Here is a 4,843-nt window from a genome sequence, read left to right as displayed (position 1 = left end):
CCGCCGGTGCCTAAATTTGTGCCACTGCCACCAGCAAGTTGGCGCAGCTCATCGTTTATATGTGTTACTTCACCAATGAGAGTAGCATCGGCGTTTGTGCGCGGATCGCTGGTAAATAACCCTTCTTGATCGGTAAGTAGCAGTAACTTATTAGCATTAGCCAAAATAGCGACAAGTGCTGATAAATTATCGTTGTCGCCTACTTTTATTTCACTAGTAGCTACTGCGTCATTTTCGTTAATGATGGGTACAACGTCGTAATTTAATAATGCATTGAGTGTATCGCGGGCATTAAGGTAGCGCTCTCTGTCGTCTACATCGGCGCGAGTTAACAGCATTTGCCCTACATTTACACCGTATAAACCAAACAAGCTCTGCCAAATATGAATAAGTTGACCTTGTCCAATTGCAGCAAGCATTTGTTTATCAATTAAGCTTCTGCCACAGGGTTTTAATAGTTGTTCGCGCCCAGCAGCTACCGCGCCGCTCGATACTAAAATAACGTGATGACCCTGCTTTTTAAGCTCGCAACATTGGCGTACTAATTCAACCATGTGTGCTTTATCTAGTTTATCGGTGCCGCCAGTAAGTACGCTTGTACCAAGCTTTACAACTATTACCTGTTCCCTTTGCATGTGCTTTTTACTATTGATTAATTAAAGATGAATTAATTTATACCAGCTCGGTATTTTTGAACAAGTTAAAAATATTCATGCTAGGATCTGATTTTATTAAATTATGTAAATTACTCTCTATGCCTGCCAGTTTATGTTTAATTATTGCCACCTTTTTATGGGGCAGCTCTTTTATTGCGCTCAAATACGCCATTGCCATTTACGACCCTGCATTGGTGATATTTTTACGCATGCTCACCACGTTAGTTTTGTCGCTTTGTTTATGGCGCTACGTTATTCGGTTTGAGTATTTAAAAGGTGACTGGAAGTATTTAGTGGGTATGTCACTTGCTGAGCCTTGCTTGTACTTTTTATTTGAAGGCCATGCAATGGAATACACATCGGCCTCGCAGGCTGGTGTTATTGTGTCGTGCTTGCCCATTATTATTGCGCTGCTTGCCTTTTTATTGCTTAAAGAATACATAAGTAAATCCATCGTGGTCGGTTTTACGCTGTGTATTGGCGGCAGTATTTTACTTACGCTTCTTTCACCAAGTACCGACCAAGCACCTAACCCGTTGCTGGGTAACTTTTTAGAGTTGATGGCTATGGTGTGCGCTGCATTTTATACCGTAAGTATTAAACATTTAGCTAATCGCTACTCGCCCCTGACTTTAATTGCGTTGCAAGGTATTAGCGGCAGCTTGTTTTTTGCACCGTTTTTGTTTTTTATCGACCTGCCAAGCGAAAACCAACACGACTTAACCGCGCTTATGAGCATTTTGTATTTAGGTTCGTGTGTAACCCTTGGCGGCTACGGCATGTACAACTACGCTATTAGCAAAGTATCGGTATTAACCGCTGCTGCATACTCTAATTTAATCCCTATTTTTACACTTATTTTGTCCGCTATTATTTTGGGCGAAGTGCTCAATGTGTGGCAATGGCTGAGCATATTTGTGGTATTTATTGGTGTAATGGTAAGCCAGCGCCATCAAGAACTTGTGGTTGATATACCGCTTAGTGAATCGGGCGAAGACATTTGCGCAGATACAAGCAATCTTAAATCAGTACCCGAGGCAAGCGAATCAAAAGGGTAACAGGTAAGCAAATACAGCCCGGGTGTTTGTAAAAATGTGTTTTGGGATTGATGAATAACCTCAATCCCCGTTACTTTATAATTTTGTATCACCCCACTTTGCAGCTGCAAAGTAAACGCCTCCCCCACTTTTGCGTTTTGTAAAAATGCAAAGTGGGTGTCGTTATGCCCTGCTATTAGCGCGCCTTTTTCGTTTCCAAATTCTTTTCCGCCAAGCTCCCCTGCGGGTAAAAATTGGCTTGGCGCAAATGCTAAATTACGACCACTCGCTCCAGNCCAGCCAATACACTTAATGTTTTATTATGACTTGGCCAATCAAGCTTTGCAGTAACGTAGCTGTCGGCGTAATACCACGGCTTTACTTTAGTGCCGGGTGATTTAAGCTCCTCTTGCCATGCTTGTTCAATTAATACTTGAGCAAGCCACGCTTTTGCCTGCATATAAGCACCGTGGCCAAATAATCCAAGCCCAGCTATTAGTAAGCCCGCGCTTAGCCACTTTTTCATTTACGTGCCCTGCTTAATTTAAATGATCGGTTTATTTTAAGAGCGCCATAGCCGAGTAATAAAATACATCCTAGCAATATATGTAATCTGCTTTGCCCATCGGTTTGCGGTAAACGCATTGCCATACTTTGTGGTACTGCATTAGTAGCTTGCGCCGTTTGCTTTGCCACTTCTTTTATTTGAGTTTGTTCAATCGCTATAAAAGCAGTAAACGGGCTAAGTAATTGATGAGTAAGCGCAAGTTCCTGTACTTCATCTTTAACGGTACTTTGCTCGTTGTATAAAAGTAATGACTTAATTTTTTGGCGCGCCCACAGTTTTGCTATACCTTGAGCGCTTGAGCTATTTTGTGTACTTAATCTAATACTTAAGGGCCCTTGTGCAGTTTGCCCAGCAAGTACCACACTTTTAGCATTATTAAGTTTTATAGCGACCATGATAGGCTCGCCAAAATATAAATCAGGTAGTGGTGATGGCCAAAAATCTAAGCTGTTACCGCTTTCATCGCTTAGCGCCAAATTAGTAATAGCCGGATGTGCAAGCTTATCAAACAACTGCTGCATTTTAGGTTGCACCTCGCTTGTGCTGCCTATAAACGTAAATGAGCCCTTACCAACATCTGCCGCTCGGCGCATAAAAAAGCTGTTAGGTGCGCTGCCAATACCTACCGTAAATAAGCGGCTATCACCTAATTTACTTTGAATATTTTTAAACAATGCATCCTCATTACTAACGCTACCATCAGTTAAAAATACAACTTGGCGTACAAAACCATCAAACTCGCTGCCATCAAGTACGGCATTAAGCGCACCTTGTATTTCTGTGCCGCCGTCGGCTTCTAGGCTATAAATAAATCGCTCTGCGCGGCGTAAATTAAAGTCGCTGGCTATAAGTGGTTTATCGCTCATTGGAGTCACTATGTTATCAAAACCAATTATGTTAAAGCTGTCGTCGCTATCAAGTAATGAAAGCGCATAAAACAAGGCTTTTTTAGCTTGCTCCATAGATTGCCCGTGCATAGAGCCTGACGTATCAACTACAAATACCATTTCGCGAGGTAATCGCTGAGTTTGTGTAAAGTGATCCCCCGGTGGCATTAGCATAGCAAGCCCGTATCGGTCACCATTTTCAAACTGCTGAGTAAAAAATGCGGCTTGAGCTTGCTCTTTTTGCAGCGGTTTAAACTCAAGTACAAAGTCGCGATTAACTGCATTTTTCTCATTTAACGCTATTTTATATTGCCCAAATGCGGTGTTTTGTACATCAACATTATGAAATTTAGAATTGATATCCACCAGCTCTAAGCCTACGTCTATATAAATGTTTAAGCTAAATTGACTGCTTGGTACGTTATCATTTTGAGTACTATTTTGAGTACTATTTTGAGTACTATTTTGAGTGATGTTTTGAGTGCTGTAAACAGGGCTCAACCACCCAGTTGGGGCCGGATTAACATGCGTTTGGTTTTGAGTATTAACTTCAACTTCACCACTAATCGCGTGATAACGCGGTGTAATGGTAGTAGGAAACCTAATAGCAAATGTGCCGCTGCTGTAGTCAATTATTTCTTGATACTCAAGCTCAATAATTACTTGCTCACCAGGACCAATATTCGCCACATTCGTAATAAACATATTGGCGCGTTGCTGGCGTACAAGGGCTGCTTGCTTACCTGCTTTTTTAGCCTCCTCGTATTTTTTTTCAGCTTCCACTTTTTTATCAATTTGGCCTTTAATAACTCGCTCACCAATGTGCATTGTCATGGCATGTACGGCGCTTTCATCTGGCAGTGGAAAAACATAGCGCGCATTAACCGCAAACGGGTTTTCGTTTTGATAGGTCTGCGTTACTACAACATGATTAATCAGGCCGGTTAAGGTCATATTGGCATCGCTTTTTAATATTATTGCTGGCCCTGCTGGCGCACCATTGCTATCAAAAAGCTCTAACTTGGGTGATTGCGCATGGCTTTTAAAGCTAGCTAACAGCACAATCACTATGAATATAAAAATGCTTACTTTAGTAAGCATTTTGGTTGGTTTACTCAACATAAAATCACTCCATCGAACGCTTAGCTTTACTTAGGTTCCGTTAGGTTTAGTTACTCGCCATTTGGCCATTTGCTGGGTACATTGAGCGAGTGGTAAGCGTTACGCGTCTATCAAAAAAGTTATCTTCCACCGTGTTGCTGTTAGCCAATGTTTGCTGTTCGCCAAATGCCTGCGTGCTTAAGCGTTTATGGCTCACGCCGTGTTTTATTAAATAGCTTTGCACGGCATTTACACGCGCTTTAGAAAGTAAAAGGTTGGCTTGCTCATCGCCGCGCTGATCGGCAAAGCCACTTAAATCAATTGCGAGTTGTGGTTGGTTGTTTAACAAGGTAATGAGCTGGTCTAACTGCAGTGCAAAATGCGGGGCAACAACACTTGAACCTGTTTTAAATTGTACCGTCATCGCCAATAAGTTATTAATTTGAACTTGAGTTAACTGCTCATTTTGATTGGCAAGCACTTCTACCTGTTGCTCTAACATATTGTTGTGGTTAAGCACGTGTTGGTAATCGCTGGTTTTTTCTTTCATGACCGTAATGGCACGCTCTTGCTCAGCAATTTTGTTATCGGCTA

At 41.8% G+C, this 4,843-nt stretch carries 5 protein-coding genes; 1 reads left to right on the top strand and 4 read right to left on the bottom strand.

Features of this window, described 5'->3' with window-relative positions; all coding sequences use genetic code 11:
- Nucleotides 1–635, bottom strand: a 635-nt coding sequence (gene proB / locus L654_RS0105445; RefSeq protein WP_024607496.1) for a glutamate 5-kinase, incomplete at its 3' end; no start/stop codon positions are given.
- A 119-nt stretch (nucleotides 636–754) separates the two neighbouring features.
- On the opposite strand from proB, the gene L654_RS0105440 reads away from it, so the two are divergent.
- Nucleotides 755–1,714 (top strand): DMT family transporter, encoded by a 960-nt coding sequence (locus tag L654_RS0105440; RefSeq protein WP_024593285.1) that lies wholly within the window; start codon nucleotides 755–757, stop codon nucleotides 1,712–1,714.
- Here the strand turns inward: L654_RS0105440 and L654_RS1000000128660 are convergent.
- The 3 genes from L654_RS1000000128660 to pdsO all read right to left on the bottom strand — a co-directional run.
- The gene (locus tag L654_RS1000000128660) at nucleotides 1,609–1,890 is read right to left on the bottom strand and encodes a sortase (protein WP_343223522.1); all 282 of its coding nucleotides are present in this window, start codon (nucleotides 1,888–1,890) and stop codon (nucleotides 1,609–1,611) included. The two genes, L654_RS0105440 and L654_RS1000000128660, sit on opposite strands and share 106 nt — an antisense overlap.
- A gap of 325 nt (nucleotides 1,891–2,215) precedes the next feature.
- Nucleotides 2,216–4,270, bottom strand: a complete 2,055-nt coding sequence (locus tag L654_RS0105430; protein WP_024607494.1) for a marine proteobacterial sortase target protein — start codon at nucleotides 4,268–4,270, stop codon at nucleotides 2,216–2,218.
- A 46-nt stretch (nucleotides 4,271–4,316) separates the two neighbouring features.
- On the bottom strand, nucleotides 4,317–4,843 hold a 527-nt coding region (gene pdsO / locus L654_RS0105425), incomplete at its 5' end, for a sortase-associated OmpA-like protein PdsO (RefSeq protein WP_024607493.1).

Source organism: Pseudoalteromonas sp. TAB23, from assembly GCF_000498075.1.
GTDB classification, from domain to species: Bacteria; Pseudomonadota; Gammaproteobacteria; order Enterobacterales; family Alteromonadaceae; genus Pseudoalteromonas; species Pseudoalteromonas arctica.
This window is presented reverse-complemented; position numbering and strand designations above follow the sequence as displayed.

Bases quoted from the DNA above. Each gene is read 5' to 3' on its own strand.
- L654_RS0105440 (WP_024593285.1), top strand. From the start codon at position 755: ATGCCTGCCAGTTTATGTTTAATTATTGCCACCTTTTTATGGGGCAGC.
- L654_RS0105430 (WP_024607494.1), bottom strand. From the start codon at position 4,270: ATGTTGAGTAAACCAACCAAAATGCTTACTAAAGTAAGCATTTTTATA.